Origin of the sequence: Nocardia seriolae NBRC 15557, assembly GCF_007990715.1 — a bacterium.
GTDB classification, from domain to species: domain Bacteria; phylum Actinomycetota; class Actinomycetes; order Mycobacteriales; family Mycobacteriaceae; genus Nocardia; species Nocardia seriolae.
On the sequence record NZ_BJWY01000068.1, the window covers coordinates 20311 to 39033 of the forward strand.

The 18723-nt window shown below is 68.2% G+C and carries 19 protein-coding genes and 2 pseudogenes; 14 read left to right on the plus strand and 7 right to left on the minus strand.

Annotated elements, in window-relative coordinates; all coding sequences use genetic code 11:
• The first annotated feature begins 48 nt into the window (after positions 1-48).
• A complete protein-coding gene (locus NS2_RS20590) occupies positions 49-387 on the plus strand; it encodes a sporulation protein (RefSeq protein ID WP_036547917.1) in 339 nt (112 codons plus the stop codon).
• Positions 388-555: 168 nt separating this feature from the next.
• Entirely contained in the window at positions 556-1128 is a 573-nt protein-coding gene (locus NS2_RS20595; RefSeq protein ID WP_052086665.1) for a methyltransferase family protein, read from the plus strand.
• A gap of 3 nt (positions 1129-1131) precedes the next feature.
• Here NS2_RS20595 and NS2_RS20600 read toward each other — a convergent pair whose 3' ends face one another.
• Entirely contained in the window at positions 1132-1974 is an 843-nt protein-coding gene (locus tag NS2_RS20600; protein WP_033089035.1) for an SCO6745 family protein, read from the minus strand.
• 224 nt (positions 1975-2198) lie between these two features.
• Here NS2_RS20600 and NS2_RS20605 point away from each other — a divergent pair, with 224 nt between their 5' ends.
• The 5 genes and pseudogenes from NS2_RS20605 (at position 2199) to NS2_RS20625 (ending at position 6985) form a co-directional block, all read left to right on the plus strand.
• Positions 2199-3713 (plus strand): APC family permease, encoded by a 1515-nt coding sequence (locus NS2_RS20605; protein WP_228102885.1) that lies wholly within the window; start codon positions 2199-2201, stop codon positions 3711-3713.
• A 13-nt stretch (positions 3714-3726) separates the two neighbouring features.
• Positions 3727-5115 (plus strand): annotated as a pseudogene (locus NS2_RS20610) (purine-cytosine permease family protein).
• Positions 5116-5129: 14 nt separating this feature from the next.
• A pseudogene (locus NS2_RS20615) lies at positions 5130-5582 on the plus strand (nucleoside deaminase); the annotation flags it as partial.
• Positions 5583-5584: 2 nt separating this feature from the next.
• Positions 5585-6544, plus strand: coding sequence for an isopenicillin N synthase family dioxygenase (locus NS2_RS20620; RefSeq protein WP_033089014.1), 960 nt, complete (start codon positions 5585-5587; stop codon positions 6542-6544).
• A gap of 15 nt (positions 6545-6559) precedes the next feature.
• On the plus strand, positions 6560-6985 hold the full coding sequence (locus NS2_RS20625; protein WP_052086664.1) for an NADPH-dependent F420 reductase: 426 nt from the start codon (positions 6560-6562) through the stop codon (positions 6983-6985).
• 84 nt (positions 6986-7069) lie between these two features.
• On the opposite strand, the gene NS2_RS20630 is transcribed toward NS2_RS20625, so the two are convergent.
• Complete coding sequence (locus NS2_RS20630) at positions 7070-7642, minus strand: CGNR zinc finger domain-containing protein (RefSeq protein ID WP_045438345.1); 573 nt, start codon at positions 7640-7642, stop codon at positions 7070-7072.
• A 103-nt stretch (positions 7643-7745) separates the two neighbouring features.
• On the opposite strand from NS2_RS20630, the gene NS2_RS20635 reads away from it, so the two are divergent.
• Positions 7746-8591 (plus strand): SDR family NAD(P)-dependent oxidoreductase, encoded by an 846-nt coding sequence (locus NS2_RS20635; RefSeq protein WP_036551292.1) that lies wholly within the window; start codon positions 7746-7748, stop codon positions 8589-8591.
• A 24-nt stretch (positions 8592-8615) separates the two neighbouring features.
• On the opposite strand, the gene NS2_RS20640 is transcribed toward NS2_RS20635, so the two are convergent.
• Together NS2_RS20640 and NS2_RS20645 are read right to left on the minus strand one after the other, a co-directional pair.
• Positions 8616-8975 carry a DUF4189 domain-containing protein gene (locus tag NS2_RS20640; protein ID WP_033089012.1) on the minus strand — a complete coding sequence of 120 codons (360 nt, stop codon included), beginning with the start codon at positions 8973-8975 and terminating at the stop codon, positions 8616-8618.
• 156 nt (positions 8976-9131) lie between these two features.
• Positions 9132-9608, minus strand: a complete 477-nt coding sequence (locus NS2_RS20645) for a nuclear transport factor 2 family protein (RefSeq protein WP_147207255.1) — start codon at positions 9606-9608, stop codon at positions 9132-9134.
• A 57-nt stretch (positions 9609-9665) separates the two neighbouring features.
• Between NS2_RS20645 and NS2_RS20650 the strand changes: the two genes are divergently transcribed.
• Together NS2_RS20650 and NS2_RS20655 are read left to right on the plus strand one after the other, a co-directional pair.
• Complete coding sequence (locus NS2_RS20650) at positions 9666-10733, plus strand: NAD(P)H-dependent amine dehydrogenase family protein (protein ID WP_033089010.1); 1068 nt, start codon at positions 9666-9668, stop codon at positions 10731-10733.
• A gap of 19 nt (positions 10734-10752) precedes the next feature.
• A complete protein-coding gene (locus tag NS2_RS20655) occupies positions 10753-11244 on the plus strand; it encodes a carboxymuconolactone decarboxylase family protein (protein WP_033089009.1) in 492 nt (163 codons plus the stop codon).
• A gap of 13 nt (positions 11245-11257) precedes the next feature.
• Here NS2_RS20655 and NS2_RS20660 read toward each other — a convergent pair whose 3' ends face one another.
• On the minus strand, positions 11258-12541 hold the full coding sequence (locus tag NS2_RS20660) for an alkaline phosphatase family protein (RefSeq protein ID WP_033089008.1): 1284 nt from the start codon (positions 12539-12541) through the stop codon (positions 11258-11260).
• A 135-nt stretch (positions 12542-12676) separates the two neighbouring features.
• On the opposite strand from NS2_RS20660, the gene NS2_RS20665 reads away from it, so the two are divergent.
• From NS2_RS20665 to NS2_RS20675, 3 genes are all read left to right on the plus strand, one after another.
• Positions 12677-13360 (plus strand): PadR family transcriptional regulator, encoded by a 684-nt coding sequence (locus NS2_RS20665; RefSeq protein ID WP_063865027.1) that lies wholly within the window; start codon positions 12677-12679, stop codon positions 13358-13360.
• Between the two features lie 146 nt (positions 13361-13506).
• Positions 13507-14523, plus strand: coding sequence for an ABC transporter ATP-binding protein (locus NS2_RS20670; RefSeq protein WP_147207256.1), 1017 nt, complete (start codon positions 13507-13509; stop codon positions 14521-14523).
• A complete protein-coding gene (locus NS2_RS20675) occupies positions 14520-15338 on the plus strand; it encodes an ABC transporter permease (protein ID WP_052086662.1) in 819 nt (272 codons plus the stop codon). Before NS2_RS20670 ends, NS2_RS20675 begins: the two co-directional genes overlap by 4 nt.
• A gap of 90 nt (positions 15339-15428) precedes the next feature.
• On the opposite strand, the gene NS2_RS20680 is transcribed toward NS2_RS20675, so the two are convergent.
• On the minus strand, positions 15429-15821 hold the full coding sequence (locus NS2_RS20680; protein ID WP_197707842.1) for an ankyrin repeat domain-containing protein: 393 nt from the start codon (positions 15819-15821) through the stop codon (positions 15429-15431).
• 75 nt (positions 15822-15896) lie between these two features.
• Complete coding sequence (yaaA, locus tag NS2_RS20685) at positions 15897-16643, minus strand: peroxide stress protein YaaA (protein WP_033089006.1); 747 nt, start codon at positions 16641-16643, stop codon at positions 15897-15899.
• Between the two features lie 58 nt (positions 16644-16701).
• On the opposite strand from yaaA, the gene NS2_RS20690 reads away from it, so the two are divergent.
• Positions 16702-18450, plus strand: coding sequence for a proline--tRNA ligase (locus NS2_RS20690; RefSeq protein WP_033089005.1), 1749 nt, complete (start codon positions 16702-16704; stop codon positions 18448-18450).
• Positions 18451-18723 lie beyond the last annotated feature (273 nt).

Genomic DNA, 18723 nt, shown 5'->3' on the forward strand with positions numbered 1-18723 from the left:
TGAGGCATGTCCGGATATCGGTCCGGTCGAGTCGATACAGGAGACATGATGAAGGTCGAGGACGTTCTGACGGCGGCCCGGGACTCGCTGACTGTGAAGCGGGTGTTCGCCGAGCCCATCGAGCGAGACGGGACCACGGTGGTCGTGGCAGCCGCGGTGGCCGGTGGCGGGGGTGGCGGTGGCGGCACCGACAAGGAAGGCCAGGAGGGGTCCGGGGTCGGCTTCGGCATCGGAGCCAAACCGGTCGGCGCCTTCGTCCTGAAGGACGGGCGCGTGGACTGGAAACCGGCCCTCGACGTCAACCGGCTGGTACTGGTGGCCGGAATGGTCGTGGTGGCGATCCTCATCGCCGGAGCCCGCATCGTCCGATATCAGACGACTCGGTAGCCGCGGGTTCACGCGGCAAAGTCGCCGTCGGCCTGGCCATCGAGGAGGAGGGCATCGGCCTCGAGTCTGACCCGGGGCCCGCGGAGTTCGATCTCCGGGTGGATCCCCGATGCGCGCGAACCCCGTTGGATGGTTGTGTCGAACCAACGGCAGCGGAAGGAAACCCACGTGACCATCGCGGTCTACACCACCTGGCTATGGATGGCCTTCGAAATCGCCCTGCGGGTGCGGGATCGCCTGCGCGGCACCGGTTCCACCGCGGGGGACGGGCATACGCGGCTGGCGATCTTCCTGCTGCTGGCGGCGGCGATGACGGTGGCGAGCTGCGCCGGAATCCTGCTTCCGGCCGACAGCCCGCTGCGGTTCCCCGGCCCGGCGCTGCCGTGGCAGGTCGTCGGGGTCACCCTGATGTGGCTGGGACTGTTCCTGCGCGGCTGGGCGATCGCGGTGCTGGGCAAGCACTTTCGCACCACGGTGGAGGTCGACGCCGATCAGCCGGTCATCACCACCGGCCCCTACCGCTGGATCCGGCACCCCTCCTACACCGGCATCCTGCTGCTGACCCTCGGCTTCGGGCTGGCCGCGGACAACTATCTGTCGCTCGTGCTCACCACCGTGAGCCCCGCCTACGCCTTACTGCGGCGCATCACCCTCGAGGAGCGGACGCTCGTCTCGACGCTGGGCGCGCCCTACGAGACCTACCGCCACACCACCAAACGCCTGGTCCCCGGCCTCTGGTGACCGCTACGTCGGGTCGGCCCCCATCGGATTCGGATAGGGGACCTCGCCGCTGCGGACCACAGCGCGGGCGGCGGGGGTGAGCGCCGCGACGGTTTCGAGCATGGCGGGGACACCGCGGTAGGCGGTCACGGCCAGCGCGTCGGTGCGCGCCTCGAGGTGCGCGCGCAGCGCCCGCCCGGCCTCGGTGATGCCGTCGGCGTCGAGCAGGCCGCGGTCGGTGAGCCGCTCTCGCGCTGCCTTCCAATCGGTTTCGCTCCAGCCGCGATTGTCGCGCCACAGCTGCTCCGGACCTCCGGTGGAGACCGCGAACAGCACGTGCGCCTCGACGCCGTCGATCCCCTCGCTCAGCAGACACGCCACGTGCCCATCGCCGCGATGCTCGCGCAGGGCGGTGGCCGCCTGCCACAGCGCGTGCACGGAATCCCCGGGGGTGGGCAGGTCGCGATTGGCGGCGAAGAGCGGACGGCCCGCGGCCGGCGCATTGGCGATCGCCGCTTGCAGGTGCGGCACCGCCCGCGCGGCAATGGTCGCGATATCGGGCACCACGGCCCGCAGCACCGCCGCCGCGGCAATGGTCCGGGTGGCGATGACGGTGTCCGGCGTGGCGAACTTCCAGGCATCCGGAATGGCGCGCCGCACCATGTCCGGGTGGAAGTTGTAGAAGGTCGCCTCCACGACCGAGGGGCCGACCGCGCCCAGCGGGGCCGAGCGGCTCGCGAAATAGCCCATCCAGAATCCGCGCAGGCCAATGGCTTTGTTGGCGGCGATGCAGTCGGCGGCGAAGTAGGTGATCGCGTGCAGTGGTTCGAGCACACGCCAGATTTCGCGGGCGAAGGCGTTGTCCATGGGATCCACCCTAGTCCTGGGTTCAGCCAACTGAAGCTAGATCGGAAAAGGTCTGCCCCCGTATACGATTCGTAAAGGCGCTGGCCCGGCTCCCGGGTAAATGTAAGATTTGTGATCTGAGTCACAGCATTGGCATCCGGCGGTAACTCCGATTCACTCCCGGGAAACATTCCGAACCTCACAATTCCTCGCAGGTCAGTTGACCGAGATTGAGGAGCTTCACCATGGACACCAGTGCAACAACCACAATGTCGGGGGGATCCGGCACCGCCGAACCCACGGTGGCCCGGCTCAAACCGAATGTGGTCGGGCTGCTCGGTGTCGTGTTCATGGCCGTCGCGACGGCCGCGCCCATTACCGCCATGACCGGCAATGTCCCGCTCATGATGTCGGCGGGCAGCGGAATCGGCACGCCCGCGGCATTTCTGATCGCCATGGTGGTGCTGGCCATCTTCACCGTCGGCTACACCACCATGGCCAAGCACATCACCGCGACGGGCGCGTTCTACGGTTTCATCTCCTTCGGGCTGGGCCGCACCGCGGGTCTGTCGGCCGGGCTGCTGGCCACCTTCGCCTACATGGTTTTCGAGCCGTCGCTGATCGGCATCTTCTCCAGCTTCGCCCACAACACGGTCTCCGATCAGGTAGGCGTGGACATTCCGTGGTGGGGGTTCGCGATCCTGATGCTGGTCATCAATGGCCTGGGCACCTGGTTCGGGGTCGCGGTGGCCGAGCGGCTGCTGATCGTGCTGCTGGTCACCGAGGTCACCGTGCTGACCGTCATGGGCGTGTCGGTGCTGCTGCACGGCGGCGGTCCCGATGGCATCTCGCTGGCCCCCATCAACCCGGTCAACGCCTTCCACGGCGCGTCCGCCGGACTGGGCCTGTTCTTCGCCTTCTGGTCGTGGGTCGGCTTCGAATCGACCGCCATCTACGGTGAGGAATCCAAGAACCCGAAGCGGATCATCCCGCGCGCCACCATGATCGCGGTGCTCGGCGTCGGCTTCTTCTACCTGTTCATCTCCTGGATGACCATCTCCGGCAGCGGCTCGGACAAGGCCATGGAACTGGCCGCCTCCGACAATCCGATGAACCTGTTCTTCGCGCCCACCGAACGCTACGTCGGGTACTGGGCGGTCGACACCATGCAGTGGCTCATGGTCACCGGATCGCTGGCCTGCGGCATGGCCTTCCACAACTGCGCCTCCCGCTACCTCTACGCGCTCGGCCGCGAGGACGTGGTGCCCGCGCTCGAGCGGACCATCGGAAAGACCCACCCGCACAATGGCTCTCCCTACATCGCGGGCCTGGTGCAGACCATCTTCTCGGCCGTCATCGTGCTGGCCTTCGGCCTGGCGGGCAAGGACCCCTACGCCAGCCTCTACACCCTGATGGCGGTGCTGGGCACCATGGCCATCCTGATCGTGCAGGCCGTGTGCTCGTTCGCGGTGATCGCCTACTTCCGCAACAACCACCCCGAAACCCGGCACTGGTTCAAGACTCTGGTGGCCCCGCTGGTCGGCGGCATCGCCATGATCGGCGTGGTGCTGCTGCTGGTCGTCAATATGGACACCGCCGCCGGAGCCGAGGCGGGCTCACTGATTCTGAAGGCGACGCCGTACCTGGTGGCCGCCGTCGTCATCGCCGGTCTCGGCTATGCCCTGTTTCTCAAGCGCACCGACCCGTCCCGCTACGCGCTGCTGGGCCGGACCGTGCTGGAAGAGTCCCACGAGCGCTGAAAGGCGGAAATAGATGACAGACACCGAGACTCGATCCGGCTACGGCGATCGCGTGATCGCCGTGGAGCCCGGCGGCGACGACTTCATACCCGAGCACGCCCGCCACGGCACGCCACGAAAACTGTTCTGGACGTGGATGTCTCCGAATATGGAGTTCGCCACCGTCTTCGTGGGCGTGCTCGCGGTCACCGCCTACGGGATGAACTTCTGGCAGGCCGCCCTGGGCCTGGCGGCCGGGACGGGTCTCGGTGCGGCCGCGCACTATCTGCTCTCGGCCCGCGGGCCGCTGCACGGGGTGCCGCAGATGGTGCTGGGGCGCTCGGCCTTCGGGTATCGCGGCAATATCCTGCCCGCCACCTTCATGTCGGTGATGTGCGGGGTCGGCTGGTTCGCCACCAACTCGGTCAGCGGCGCGTTCGCCCTGAATTCCCTGACCGGGCTGCCGAAACTGCCCGCGCTGCTGGTGATCGTGGTGGTGCAGACCGCCTTCGCGTTCTTCGGCCACAATCTGGTGCAGGCCGTGGAGCGCATCGCCTTCCCGCTGCTGGCCGTCGTGTTCGCCATTGTCACGGTGGTGATCTTCAGCAAGGCCTCGCTGGGTGCGGCGGCGCCGGCCGGGGGCATGGGCGGGACGGGCGGGTTCCTGCTCACCGTCGGCACCGCGTTCGGGTACGCCGCGGGCTGGAATCCCTACGCGGCGGACTACTCCCGCTACCTGCCCGCCTCGGTGTCGCGGGCCGCGACCGGCGGGTACGCCTCGGCGGGCATCTTCCTGTCCTGCTTCTGGCTGGAGGCGGTGGGCGCGGCCTCGGCGCTGGTGACCACGACGACCCAGGGCAGCCCGACCGACGTGTTCACCGCCATGCTGCCCAAGGTGCTCGCGGATCTGACCCTGCTGGCCATCGCGGTCGGCGCGGTGGCGGCCAATGCGCTCAATATCTATTCCGGCGCAATGGCCTTCGTCACCATGGGATTCAGGTTCTCGGTCGGCATCCAGCGGGCGCTGGTGTCGGCGGTGTTCGGGGCGGTCGGATTCCTGGTCGCCTGGTGGGCGCTGCCGGACGCGGCGGCCAGCTACGAGGGGTTCCTGCTCATCGTGGCGTACTGGATCGGGCCGTGGCTGGGCGTGGTGTTCGCCGACGAATATCTGCGGCGCGGGCAGCGGATCGGTCACCTGCTCTACGACCGCGGGTAGGCGAACTGGGGCGGCGTGGCGGCTTTCGTGTTCGGGCTGGCGGTCTCGGTGCTGCTGTTCTCCAACCAGCAGAAGTTCGTCGGCTATGTCGCCGAGGCGGTCCCGCAACTGGGTGACACCACCTTCTTCGTCGGGTTCCTGCTCTCGGGCGCGGCCTATGTGCTCGTCAACCGTTCCCGGCTGGCGCGGGCGGCGGTGGCCGCGTGAGTGGCAGTGGCAGCATGATCGGCATGATCAATGCACCGGATCTGCTGGTCACCGCCTATGAAGAGGCGCAACTCGGGCTGGCCGAGGGCGGGATTCCGATCGGGGCGGCGCTATTCGACAGCGCCGGGAACCTGCTGGGGCGCGGCCACAATCGCCGCGTCCAGCACGACGACCCCAGCGTGCACGCCGAGACCGACGCCTTCCGCAATGCCGGTCGCCGCCGCGACTACCGCGACACCATCATGGTCACCACGCTCTCGCCGTGCTGGTACTGCAGCGGGCTGGTCCGGCAGTTCGGCATCGGCGCGGTCATCGTCGGCGAGTCGCGCACCTTCACCGGCGGCCACGATTGGCTTGCCGCGCACGGGGTTTCGGTCACCGTGCTGGACGACCCGGCCTGCGTCGACATGATGACGCGGTTCATCGCGGATCGCCCCGAACTGTGGAACGAGGACATAGGAGTGGCGGAATGCCCCCGATCGCGACCGTGGACCTGGATCGCTGGCGGGCGGGCGGTGAGGACGCGGCGCGGGTGCTGCGCGAGGTGGACGCGGGAATGCAGCGCGCCGGTTTCCTGCTGGTGCGCGGACACGGTGTGCCGGAAGGACTTCCGGCCGCCCTGCGCGCGGCGGCCCGGCGCTTCTTCGCCCTGCCCGAGGCGGTCAAGCAGCGCTACGCGGTCTCGGTCGGCGGCCGCGGCTGGATCGGACCCGGACTGGAAGCCAACGGCTACGCCGAGGGCACCGAGACCCCGCCGGACCTCAAGGAGACCTTCGCCATCGGCGCGGACACCCGCACCGGCGATCCGCTCGTCGACGAGTCCTGGTTCCTCGACAACATCTGGCCCGCCGAGGTGACCGAACTCCACGACCTGTTCCTCACCTACACCGCCGCCATGCGCACCCTCTCCGACGAACTGCTGGCTCTGTTCGCCGCCGCCCTCGCCCTGCCCCGAAACCCCTTCCAGGGCATGGCCACCCGCCCCACCTGGACCTGCAATATCAACTGGTATCCGCCCCTGACCGAGGTCGGCCCGCCCGAACCCGGCCAGTTCCGCATCGGCCCGCACACCGACTTCGGCACCGTCACCGTCCTGGACCGCGAACCCGGCGCGGGCGGCCTCCAGGTCTACACCGACGAAGGCGGCTGGGAAGACGCCCCCTACGACCCCGCCGCCCTCACCGTCAACATCGGTGACCTCCTTGCCCATTGGAGCGGCCAACGCTGGCCCGCGGGCCGCCACCGCGTCCTTCCACCCCAGGAATCCGCCCCCGAAGAGGACCTGATCTCCCTCATCTACTTCTACGAACTCGACCACGACGCCCGCGTAACCCCCCTCGCTCCGCCGATCGGCCGAATCGGCGGCCTCGAGCCGGTGATCTCCGCCGAATTTCTCCGCACCCGCCTCGACGCCATCACCCTCGGCTGATCTCCCGCGCCAAAGGTGGTCATCGACACCAATAACTACTACCCGGGCCGCGACGGCGAATTCGCCGATCTCGAGGCCGGGGTGGCGACGAGTTCGGAACTGCTGCAACGGCATCTGCCGCGTTCACGAGTGGTGAAGGCGTTCAACAACATCTACTTCCGACACCTGGCCACCCTGTCCCGCCCGGCCGGGGCCGCCGACCGCACCACCCTCCCCATCGCCGGCGACGACTCCGCGGCCAAAACCGCTGCCGCGCAACTGATCAGCGCCCTCGGCTACGACACCATCGATATCGGCGCACTCGCCGACAGCTGGCGCACCCAGCCCGACACCCCCGTCTACGGCAACCCCTACGCGGCCGCCCAGCCATTCTGGGACCACGAGGGCGCCCCCGCCGACGCGGCCGAGATTCGCAAGGCCGTCGAGGCCGCCGAGCGCTGAACGGCGCGTAAAACGTTTCGTTCCAATGGAATCGGGTCCGGGTCGACTGGCGTGTCCATCGGTCGGTGTCCGGAACGCGGTTGATCAGAAGGAATCGGCCTGCTTGCGTCGTTGCCGAAGCGCGCGCATCGACACCTGCGATCCGCATCCGGGACTGCAATAGCGCGCTGCCCGATTGCGGGTGCGATCGATGAAGCCGAAGTGACACGGCGGATTGCAGCATGCCTTGATCCGCATCCAGTCCCCGCGCTGCGCCGTTTCGGTGACCGCCGCGAGAACGCTCCCCAGCACCCCGGGGACGCCGGTCGATCCGGCGAGAAGTTGTGCCGTCCGCGCGGTGACGACCGTCGTCAGCGGATAGCGGACACCGGCCTGCCGCAGGTACCGTTCCGCCTCGACGACCTGGGCATCGTCGATGTCCGGATCGCCCGCGTGTGTCAGCAACGTCGTGACCAACGCGTCGCGAAGCTCACGCGCGGCCGCCGCGTCGGAGTCGGTCACCACGGTGGCCGCGTCGAGCAGATCTCGTTCGATCGCCCAATCCGCGAATCCCGCAGCCGTGCCGAAGTTCTCGACGCGCCCCGCGCCGTCGGCTCTGGTGTTGACGAACCGCAACACCAGGTCCGCCGCATCATCACTCCACCGCGGTACCTCCATTCCCTCACGATATCAACGCCACGTTCGGGCCAGCCCATTCGGTCGCAACTTGCGCACGCGAACCCTCTTGAAATGTTGCGTTCTAAACCGTTACGGTCGCAACATGACGAATGAAGCACATACCCCGCGAGTCTGGTTCATCACCGGCGCCTCCTCGGGCATCGGACGCGAGCTCGCAGTTCAGGCGCTGACATCCGGTGAAGCTGTCGTCGCGGTAGCGCGGCACACCGAAACCCTGTCCGGCCTGGCACAATTCGACCGGCTGCTCACGATCGAGGCCGACGTGCGCGACGAGACGGTCGTCGCGAAGGCGGTCGAGCAGAGCATGGCCCGCTTCGGCCGCATCGATGTCGTCGCCAACCTCGCCGGCTACGGGCTTTTCGGGGCGGTCGAGGAAGCCTCCGACACGCAGGCCCGGGCGATCTTCGACACCAACGTCTTCGGCGTACTCAACGTCCTGCGCGCGATACTGCCGGTGCTGCGGAGCCAGCGATCCGGGCACGTTCTGCAAGGCTCGTCCTACTACGGCCAGACCGCCGACCCCGGCGTCGGGCTGCTCGCCGCGACCAAGTACGCCGTCGAGGGACTGTCCGACGCTCTTGCCGCCGAACTCGCGCCGCTCGGTATCCACGTCACTCTCGTGCAGCCCGGCCTGACCGCGACGCCTTTCCTGTCGAACCTGGCCGCGGCCACAGCGACCCACGCCGACTACGACCAGACGGTACGCACTGTGCAACAGGCGATCCGGGCACTGCCGGCCGCGGCGTTCTCCGCTGTCGATCGCGTAGCCGCGGGCATCCGAACCGCCGTTGCCAGTGACAATCCGCCGCGCCGTCTCGCCCTCGGCATCGCGGGGTCCGACAGCATGCGCACGGCGCTCACCGCACGCCTCGACAACCTCGACGAATGGGCCACCGTCACCAGCCTGGTCGACGCCCACACGGCATAGACGACGCCGCAGCGGCCGACACGCTCAGTCGTTGCAGATGGCGGCGCGCACGATATACGAGTCGGAGTACCAGAGAGCGGAGTTCTCGGCGGCGGACGGGGTTGCACCGTAGCCGCCGGTGTACTTGTTCATCGAGTTGGAGAATGCCGCTGCCCCGCACTGCGGGAACGTGGTGATGACGGTGCAGCTGGCCTGGGCGCACTTGTCGATGGCGGCCTGGTTGGCCTGGCCCTCGGTGTCGTAGTTCCAGGCCCAGCCCAGATCGCCGTAGTCGGAGACCGCGATCGCGCCCCACGCGCCGGCGGCCTGTGCCGGGGCGGCGGGCAGGATCGCGGCGGCGGTGGCGAAGGCGAGTCCGGTCAGGGCGAGCAGAGTCTTGCGCATGAGCTTCCTAGCGTCGATCGAATCGGTGCGCGCGCCCGCAGGGGGGGAGGGCGCGCGCACATTTGTCGAGTCAAGATCGGTCGCCGCCGGAAGCGCGTTAACCGCTGGATGCGCTGGGCCGCAGCGGCTTTGCGCTCCGGTCCAGGGCGCTTCCGCTCAGACGGACTCGGGTGCCCACCGATTGGCGAGCAGCGCGTAGCCCGGCAGCTCGGCGGTGGACTGCTTGGATTCGTAGATGCGCTCGTAGCCGGTGCTCGCGATGCGCCACACGCCGTCCTCGCGCCGATAGGTGTCGTTGTAGTAGGCCGCGCCGCGGATCAGGATGCCGTAGTCGGGGACGATGACGGTGTCCTCCATGCACCAGCTGCCGCGCGCGGTATCGCCCTCGACGGTGATCTCCGGGTGATTGGCGACGTGCACGGTGATGATGTTGGCGCTCAGCGCATTACGCATGACCTCCACGATCGGGTCGCGGCCGCGGAACTCGGCGGGCAGCCCACCCGAGGGGGAGCCGTACGCGCCGACGATGTCCTCGCAGAGCGTGTCCGCGAACTCGTCCCACAGCTTCAGATCCAGGCTGCGCAGGTACCGGTGCTTGAGTGCGCGAATCGCCTCGAGTGCTTCGAAATCCATCACCGCAATGTAGCCGAATCGGACGTTTCCCTACCAAGCATTTGCTACGGTTCGGTCATGATTTCCACCCTGGTCTGGGGTACGGGCAATGTCGGCCGTGCCGCCATCCGGGCCGTCGCCGCCCATCCGGGGCTGGCTCTGACCGGTGTCCTGGTCCACAATCCGGCCAAGGTGGGCCGCGACGCCGGTGAATTGGCCGGGCTGGACACCGAATTGGGGATCGCGGCCACCGACGACATCGACGCCGCCCTGGCCGCCGGACCCCGGGCCGTCGTCTATGCCGCCTCCGGCGATATCCGCCCCGACGACGCCCTCGCCGATATCGAACGCGCCCTGCGCACCGGAGCCGTGGTGGTGACCCCCGCCCTCTACGCGCTCTACGACCACCGCAGTGCCCCCGCCGAACTGCGCGACCGCGTCACCGCGGCGATCACCGAGGGCGGCGGGTCCCTGTTCGTCTCCGGCATCGACCCCGGCTGGGGCAATGACATCCTGCCGCTGCTCATGAGCGGCCTGGGCAGCACCGTCGACCTGCTGCGCTGCCAGGAGATCTTCGACTACACCACCTACGACCAGCCCGATTCGGTGCGCTACCTGGTCGGCATGGGTCAGCCCATGGACTATCAGCCGCCCATGCTCGCGCCCACCATTCCGACCATGGTGTGGGGCGGCCAGATTCGGATGATCGCCCGCGGACTCGGCGTGGCGCTCACCGACATTCGCGAGGTCGTCGAACGCCGCGCCCTCGACGAGACCGTCGAGACCGAACTCATGGGCAAGTTCGAGGCGGGCACGCAGGGCGCGGTCCGCTTCGAGGTGCAGGGCATCGTGGACGGCAGCCCGCGCATCGTGATCGAGCACATCACCCGCATTCACGCGAGCTGTGCCCCCGACTGGCCGCAGCCGCCCGGCGGCGCGGGCGCGCACCGCGTCCTGATCGAGGGCCGCCCCCGCATCGAGATCACCGTCCAGGCCACCGACGAGGACGGCAATCACTCGGCGGGCGGAAACGCCACGGCCGTGGGCAGATTGGTGAACGCCATCCCGTGGCTGGCCGCCGCCGCGCCCGGCCTCTACGACGCCCTCGACGTCCCGCTGCCCTTCGGCACACTCGGAAGACAGTGATATCTCACAGGAGCCGGTCATGATCATCGACATTCCCGAGGGCAAGGACCCCATCGGCTACGTGTGGGGCGAAATGGTGCCCGGCATCGGCGTCGCCGCGTCCAACTTCTCGCTGGCCGTGTATTCGCACTCCACCCTGGGCCTGCGCGAATTCGAGGCCGCGCGGCTGCGGATCGCCCAGAGCAACGGGTGCCTGTTCTGCCTGGACTGGCGCACCGACCGCAATGGCGAGAAGGTCGAGGAGTCCTTCGCCGACGATGTGACCAATTGGCGCACAACGCAATCCTTCGACGACCGCACCCGCATGGCCGCCGAGTACGCCGAGATCTACGCCCTCGACCACCACGCTCTCGATGACGAGTTCTTCGAGCGCATGAAGAAGCTTTACACCGACACCGAAATCGTGGAACTGTCCATGTGTCTGGGCTCCTGGCTGGCCTTCGGCCGCCTCAACCACGTGCTCGGCCTGGACGCGGTGTGCGTGCTGCCCGGCCACTCCTCCGGGCGGTAGCGCCTCGACCGGGTCAGAATTTCCAGCCCGCGGAGGCGGCCAGGTCGCGCAGCTTCTTCCACGATTCGAAGTCGGCCTCCACGGGCGCGTTGCACGCGCCCACCGGCACGGACGGCACATCCCATTGCGGGGCGGCGAGATTCGGCGCGCCCGAGAAATCGAGCACCTCGGCGATATTGCGGGCGGCGGCGTCGCGGGGAGTCAAGGACTGTAGCCCCCAACGCCATTCGATGGCCTTGAGCACCGAGGTGTGGTCGTACACCTCGTGCGCCACATGCCCGCGGCGGGCCCGCGGCGAGATCACCAGGCACGGCACCCGGAATCCCCGCAGCCCCCAATCCGGATTCGCGTCGGGCGCGACCTGCGGCGGCACGTGATCGAAGAACCCGCCCCACTCGTCATAGTTGATGATCAACAGCGTGCGCGACCACGTCGGCCCCTTGGTGACGGCCTGATACACCTGATTCAGAAACGCCTGTCCCGCACGGATATCCCCGTGCGGATGATCATCGGCCGAGGTCCCGTTGTCCTCGTCGAGGAACTTGGGATCGACGAAGGACACCGCGGGCAGCGTCCCCGCCGCGCAATCGGACAGGAAGGTCGAGAACGGCCGGCTGATCGACAGATACTTCACCCCCCACAACCCCACGAACGGCACGTCGGAGAAGTAGTAGCGGCCGTGAATCCCGGCCGCCGCCAGCCGATCCCAGATGGTCGGCAGCGTGACGAAACTCAGTGTGTTCTGGGTCCGATCGGTCTGCGCCGCATGCTGATAGATCCGATTCGGATGCGTCTCGGCCATGATCGCCGCGAAATAGTTGTCGCACACCGTCCACGCCGGCGCCGCCTTCCCGGTGAACCCGAGATCGTCCTGCTCGTAGTACCCGATGGCGAACTCGTCGTTGGCCCCGGCCCGCAGCCATCCGTCGCACTTGCCGCCGTTGAGCGCGACCCGCCCGCCCTCGAACGAATGGTCCGGATCGGCGAACGAACACCCCTGCGTCGTCGACAGCCGGAAGGTCTTGCGCGCCTTACCGTTCCGATCGGTGAAGCTGAGCCCGGCCTGCTTGCCGTTGGCCCCGGACATCCACCCCAGCTGATGGTCGAACGAGCGATTCTCCATCATCAGCACGATGATGTGATCGATCCCGGAGTCCCCGGGCGCGGGCAGGGCGGCGGGTACCGGATCGGTGGATTCGCGGCAGCCGGTGGCCCCGACGGCGGTGCTGAGCGCCAGCGCCCCGGCACCGGCGAGGACGGTGCGGCGGCTGGCGGTACGGCGGTGGGAAGCTCTCACGAAATTACTATCGCGTCCGCGGTTTGCGATGCGTAACAAGTCGGTGGGAATCGGGTGAGGATTGCGACCGGATCGGGGGAGGGATACTCTGGCTAGAGTAAATAGATACTCTGTTCAGAGTAACCGGAGGTGGTCATGCCCCGGCAACGGGCGTTCCGTCGGGTCAATCCACTGGCACTCGCCGTGCTCGTGGTGCTCTGGGAGCGGCCGATGCACCCTTACCAGATTTCGCAGACCCTCAAGCAGCGCGGCAAGGAGGGCAGTGTCCGGATCAATTTCGGTGCGCTGTACCCGGTCGTGGAATCACTGCTGAAGCACGGCTTCATCGAGGTGGTCGGGGCCGAGCAGGACGGGAATCGGCCCGCCCGCACCGTGTATCGGATCACCCCCGATGGCGTCGCCGAGATGCGGGATTGGTTGCGGGCCTGGATCGCCGAGCCGGAGAAGGAGTATCCGCGGTTCATGGCGGCGCTGTCCTTCCTGCCCGCGCTCGGGCCGCAGGAGGCGGTCGGGTTGCTGCGGCAGCGAGTCGCGGTGCTGGACAAGCAGATCGGCGAGATTCGCGCCGCCACCGACGCCGTCGTCTCCTGGTTGCCCGAGGTACTGCTCATCGAGGGCAACTACGAGATGCACATGCTCACCGCCGACCGCGACTTCACCGCCGACATCGCCGACCGCATCGAATCCGGGAAGCTGGGCGGTATCGAAGGCTGGCACAAGATAGCCGAGCTCGCCGCCCGCTACCCCGACGGCCGGGTGCCGCCGGAGGTCGGCGAGCGATTCCTGGAGGAATGGGGGTTGCCGACACCACCGAAATGAGAACCACGACGGCCCGGGTGCGCCAACACCCGAGCCGTCGCCGGATCCGAACGACCGACGGCGAACCGCCGGATGCTCGAACTGCATGCCCAGCATATCCATCGGTGCCGTGGTCGTTCCTCACTCCCGACACGAGGAAACGAATCATGTCCAACACATCCGTGTCCGCGGCCGCGGTCGAGGTACACGACCTGGTCAAAACCTATCCCGGCGGCCGTCGCAAACCCGATGTCCGCGCCCTGGACGGCCTGAGCTTCGGCATTGCCGCCGGCACCGTCTACGGCATGCTCGGCCCCAATGGCGCGGGCAAATCCACCACCACCAAGATCTGCACCACGCTCTCGCGCGCCGACTCCGCGCGGGTCGCCGGACTCGATGTCACCACCGAGGCGGCCGCCATCCGGCATCGGATCGGCTACGTCTCCCAGGGCTCGGGCGCGGACCCGCGGCAGACGCCCTTCGAGAACCTGGTCATGGCCGCGCGCCTGCACGGCCTGTCCCGCTCCGACGCCGCGGGGCGGGCCGCCGCACTACTGGATCAGTTCCGGCTCGGCGAGGCGCGGGATCGCCAGGTGCGCAAGCTCTCCGGCGGTATGCGCCGCAAACTGGACGTCGCCGTCGGGCTGGTGCACACCCCGTCGGTGCTGTTCCTGGACGAGCCCACCACCGGGCTCGATCCCCAGGCCCGGGCCGAAATGTGGTCGGAGATCCGGCGATTGGCCACCGAGGGCTCGCTCATCGTGGTGCTGACCACGCATTACCTGGACGAGGCGGACGAGCTGGCCGATCGGCTGGTCATCATCGACCACGGCCGCACCGTCATCGAAGGCACACCGGCACAGCTGAAATCGACCCTGGAGGGCGACACCCTCACCGTCGAACTCATCGAACCGGATGTGGCCGCCGTGCGCGCGGTCGGCGCGGCCATTCCCGCGCTGCGCGACATCGTCGTCGAACGCGACGGGCCCAATGGCAAACTCATCGCCCGCACCGACGACCCGTCCGGCGTGGTGGGCCGGGTGCTCTCCGAATTCGAGGACGCCGCAATTCATTTCGGTGCGGTCTCGATCTCCCGCCCCAGTCTCGACGACGTGTACCTGCACTACGCGGGCCGCTCGTATCGGGCCGACAACCACCGTGACCGGGCGGAGGTGGCGGCATGACTGCGACCTACGCCCCGCTCGTCATTCTCGAAAACCCCACCGCCACTTGGCTGGTCACCGCGGGCCCGATCTTCCGCCGCTGGATGGTCAACACCCTGCGCGAATCCTGGGGCGTCTTCGCGGCCCTGCTGCAACCCATCGTCTGGATCCTGCTCTTCGGCCAGGTCTTCGAGTCCGTCGGCGACATCCCAGGTTTCGGCGCGGCCAACTACATCACCTTCCTGGCCCCGGGCGTGCTCATGATGACCGTGCTCTCCTCGGGCGTCTGGGCGGGCACCGGCTACATCGAGGACATCGACAACGGCGTCATGAATCAGCTTCTCACCGCACCGATCTCACGCAGCGCCGTGGTGGCGGGCCAGCTCGCCGTCCAGCTCACCATCGGCCTGGTGCAATCGGCGCTCGTCCTGCTGATCGGATTCGCCGGTGGCGCACGCTATCCCGGCGGCGCGATCGGCATCGCGCTCGCCCTGCTTGCGGCCACCCTGCTGGCGGCGATCTTCTGCGCGGGCTCGGTGGCCCTGGCCCTGATCTCCCGCAGCCAGATCGCCCTGATCGGCATGTCCCAGTTGATCATCCTGCCCCTGACCTTCCTGTCCTCGGGCATGATGTCCCCCGCCCTGATGCCCGGCTGGGTGCAATCGATTTCGAAGTTCAACCCGGTCACCTGGGCGGTCGACATCGGCCGCACCGCCCTGGCGGGCACCGCCGACGCCGCCTCCGTAGCCGCCCACCTCGGCTACCTGACGGCCCTGGCCGCCCTCGCCTTCGCCTGGGCGCTGTCGGCCTTCCGCACCTACCAGCGCACCCAATAACCGACCAACCTCCAAGATCAGGGAGCTGCCAGCGAGGGAATTTGTCCGGGTTCCCTCGGTGACAGCTCCCTGATCTTGGTGGCGCGGGCGTCAGTTGTCGAAGAGGGCGAGATACTTGCTCTGGCCGAACATTTCGGCGGCGTCGCGGGCGGAGGGGCTGCCCGCGTTCGGGTCGGCACCGGCCGCCAGGAGGGCGGTGACGATTTCGTCGGAGCCCTTGAAGACCGCGCCCGAGAGGGGGGTTTGGCCCTTGTCGTTGCCGAAGTTGGGGTCTGCCTTGCGTTCCAGCAGGGCGTTGACCGCCTCCGGGTGGGAGTAGTAGGCGGCCAGCATGAGCAGGGTGTCGCCATTGTCGTTGGTCAGGTTCACCGGGACCCCGGCGTCGAGGTACGCGCCGAGGGTGTCGGCATCGCCGTTGCGGGCGAGATCGAAGATCTTGCTCGCCAGTTCGAGCACTTCCGGGTCCAGATCGTTGGGTTCCACCAGGCCACTCTATCCAGGTCAGCGCTCATTTCCGAGCGAAGTTCCGGTATATGAAACCGGCTGCCGGGAAACGCGCTACGACGTGATGATCAGCAACTCGGTGGGGGAGGCGATCTCGGTGCGCAGGCCCGACTTCTCGGCGAGGCGGGCCAGGCCGTCGATGTCGGTCGGCTCGGTGCGCGACAGCACCAGCGCCCGGGCCAGCAGGCCCTTGTGGTGTTTGTTGAAGTGGCTCACCACGGTTCGCTTGCCGTCGGGGCGTTCGGTCAGCACGGTCGCGGTCACCGCGCCCGGGACCCGGCCCAGGTTCATGTAGGTGCCCGAGCGCAGATCCACCACGAGCTGACCGGCGGCCTCCGCGCGCAAAGCGTCCGGCAGCACCGGCTTCCACAGCGATTGCAGGGTCGGCAGCCCCGGGAGTTTGGAGCCGCCCGAGAGCCGGTAGGCCGGGATCGGGTCGCCCGCGCGGATGACGCCGAACAGCGCCGAGCCGATGCCGAGGCGGGCTTCGGCCTTGGCGCGCTGGGCCTTTGTGAAGCCGGACGCGTCGAGGGCGTCGTAGAGGACGCCGGTGTAGCGGTCCAGGGCCGGGCGGGTGGCGGAGGTGCGCAGGGTCGCGTTGCGCGCGATTTCCGCGTCAGCCCCCTTGCCCAGGCCCAGCGCGGCGCGCGCGGCGTCGGGGTCGGCGGCCAGCTCGATCACCTCGGTGACGAGTTTGTCGCGCACCGCCGTGAGCTGCGGCATCGCGAGGGAATCCAGGTCGAGGGGTCCGCCCGAACCGCCGTCGGACTTGGTTTCGGAGGGAGGCAGCAGCACCAGCACGAGCCAACACGGTAATGCCTTGTGAACTGCGCGCGAGCAGCGGCTAGGGTGAACACCCGTGATCACCCGCCTCTCCCACCTGTTCCTGCGCACCCTGCGCGACGATCCCGCCGACGCCGAGGTGCCCAGCCACAAGCTGCTGGTGCGCGCCGGATACGTGCGTCGCATCGCGCCCGGCGTCTACTCGTGGCTGCCGCTCGGCCTGCGCACGCTGCGCAAGGTCGAGGATGTCGTGCGGTCGGAAATGAACGCCATCGGGGCCCAGGAGATCTCGCTGCCGGCGCTGCTGCCGCGCGAACCGTACGAGACCACCAACCGCTGGACCGAGTACGGCGACGGCCTGTTCCGGTTGAAGGACCGCAAGGGCCAGGACTACCTGCTCGGGCCGACCCACGAGGAGCTGTTCGCGCTCACCGTGAAGGGTGAGTACAACTCCTACAAGGACCTGCCGGTCACGCTGTACCAGATCCAGACCAAGTACCGCGACGAAGGCCGTCCGCGCGCGGGCATCCTGCGCGGGCGCGAGTTCATCATGAAGGACTCGTACTCCTTCGACCTCGATGAGGACGGTCTGAAGAAGAGCTACAACGCGCACCGCGAGGCGTACCAGAAGATCTTCGACCGCCTCGGCGTGAAGTACGTGATCGTGGCCGCGACTTCCGGCGCGATGGGCGGCTCGGCGTCGGAGGAGTTCCTGGCCGACAGCCCCGTCGGCGAGGACACCTACGTGATCTGCCGCGAATCCGGTTACGCCGCCAACGTCGAGGCCGTGGTCACCGCCGCGCCTCCGGCCATCGCCATCGAGGGTCAGGCCGACGCCGTCGTCCACGACACCCCCGACACCGCGACCATCGCCACCCTGGTCGACTGGGCCAACAAGGAGAACGTGCTCGGCCGCGAGGCGACCGCCGCGGACACCCTCAAGAACATCCTGGTCAAGCTGGTCTACCCGGACGGCAAGACCGAGATCCTCGGCGTCGGCGTCCCCGGCGACCGCGAGGTCGACGAGAAGCGCCTCGAGGCGTCCGTCGAGCCCGCCGCCGTCGAGCTCCTCGAAGAGGCCGACTTCAAGGCCAACCCGTTCCTGGTGAAGGGCTACATCGGCCCGAAGGCGCTGCAGGCCAACGGCGTTCGCTACCTGGTCGACCCGCGCGTGGTCTCCGGCACCAGCTGGATCACCGGTGCGGACGAGCCCGGCAAGCACTACGTCGGCCTGGTCGCGGGTCGCGACTTCACCGCCGACGGCACCATCGAGGCCGCCGAGGTCCGCGACGGCGACCCCTCGCCCGACGGCCGCGGCGTCCTGGAGGCCGCGCGCGGCATCGAGATCGGCCACATTTTCCAGCTCGGCCAGAAGTACACCGACGCCTTCGAGGTCGACGTGCTGGGAGAGAACGGCAAGCCGGTCCGCCTCACCATGGGCTCCTACGGCGTCGGCGTCTCCCGCATGGTCGCGGTGCTCGCCGAGCAGATGCACGACGACAAGGGTCTGCGCTGGCCCCGTGACGTCGCCCCGTTCGACGTCCACGTGGTCATCGCCAACAAGGACGAGGGTGCCCGCGCCGGTGCCGAACAGGTTGCCGCCGAACTGGATTCGCTCGGCTTCGAGGTGCTCCTGGACGACCGCACCGCCTCCCCGGGCGTGAAGTTCAAGGACGCCGAACTGCTGGGCATGCCCTACATCGTGGTCGTCGGCCGCGGCTGGGCCGAAGGCAAGATCGAACTCCGCGACCGCTTCGCGGGCACCGCCGAGGAACTCCCCGCCGACACCGCCGTCACCACCGTGGCAGCCAAGATCCGCGGCTGACCTCGCGGTAGCGAAACCCCGAGTGGCGCATCACCTTCCGGTGGTGCGCCACTTTTCTTTACCGCCCGTCCCCCTCCGCCCGCCAGATATTCCACCCGAGCCCCGGCCCGCGAACCATCTCCCTGACCGCCCGCTCATAGCTTCGCTTCGCCGCACAGTCGTCCACACACCCCCGATGCCGATCGAGCCCAGCCTTGGCCTCGGCCAGCGTGGCAGGCCGCCGAAACGGCGCCCGATGCCGCCTACGGATCACACGTGCCACCACTAGTGTCG